This window comes from Streptomyces albidochromogenes, assembly GCF_005981925.1.
GTDB classification, from domain to species: Bacteria; Actinomycetota; Actinomycetes; order Streptomycetales; family Streptomycetaceae; genus Streptomyces; species Streptomyces albidochromogenes.
Genome location: NZ_VBVX01000655.1, coordinates 1 through 1,000 on the forward strand (window position 1 = coordinate 1; position 1,000 = coordinate 1,000).

Here is a 1,000-nt window from a genome sequence, read left to right on the forward strand (position 1 = left end):
CCCATGGCCCGAAGGTCCCCCGCAGGGAGGGCCCCTGGACCACTACGCCCCCTCGTAGACCCCAAAACGCCTGTGCGCCTTGTCACCGCCAGACCCCCCGATACGCTGATCCACTGGACTGCACAGGCCCCGGGGGGACGGCGCGTGGATGCCGCAGCAATCGGTACGCGACTCGCATCGAGCGTGGTCGGACCGCTGGTCAGGAAACTGTTCGTGGCGGAGGGGCCGGGCGCCGGCCTGGTCGACAAGCCGGTCCGCCTGGCGGGGTACGTGTCCTTCACGGGCGAAAAGCGCACCCTGACCCGCGCCGACCTGCGCAAACTCGCCGCCGAGCTGGTGCGCCAAGCCCTGCGCACGGGCGAGCGGCCGCTCCCCGCCGACGAGGTGGAGGCCGTCGTCGATGCGCTGACGACCACGCTGTACGCCCTCGGAGACCTCACCCTGAACGACGTGGAGGCCGTGGAGCTGGGCCACATCGCCCTGGCCCGCCGGCTGCGCCGGGAGAGCGGCGGCCCCGAGTGCCACCTGTCGGCCGACGCGACGTACTTCTACGAGCGCCTCCTCGACACCACCTGCCTGCACATCCTGCACTTCTTCACCCAGCGCTCGACCTTCGTCGCGGCGACCCTGGTAGCGCAGAGCCGCCGCCAGGGCGAGCTCGTCGCGAGGCTGGACGAGCTGGTCGCCCGGCACCCGCTGCCGGGCGCGCAGGACGCGGCGTTCGAGCGGCGCTACCTGGCGTACGTGGCGAAGCGGCACAGCAAGCTGACGATCTTCGGCATCGACCTGAGCGACTCGCCGGGGCGGTGGCCGCTGGACGCGGCGTACCTGAGCCTGGAGGCGACCGGGCGCTCCGAGACCCCCACGTCGGCCTACGCCGCGACACAGGAGGCGGGCGGCTGGGTCCCGCCCTCCTCCATCGCCGCCGAGGAGGCTTTGCGGGCCGCGGCCGACCGGCTGCCCACCACCGCCACGGCCCCCCGCCCCGCCGACCAGGCCC

1 protein-coding gene is annotated in these 1,000 nt (G+C 73.5%); it reads left to right on the top strand.

What is annotated here, in order from left to right:
* Positions 1-144: 144 nt before the first annotated feature.
* On the top strand, positions 145-1,000 hold an 856-nt coding region (locus E2E34_RS34595), incomplete at its 3' end, for an NACHT N-terminal Helical domain 1-containing protein (protein WP_439333711.1).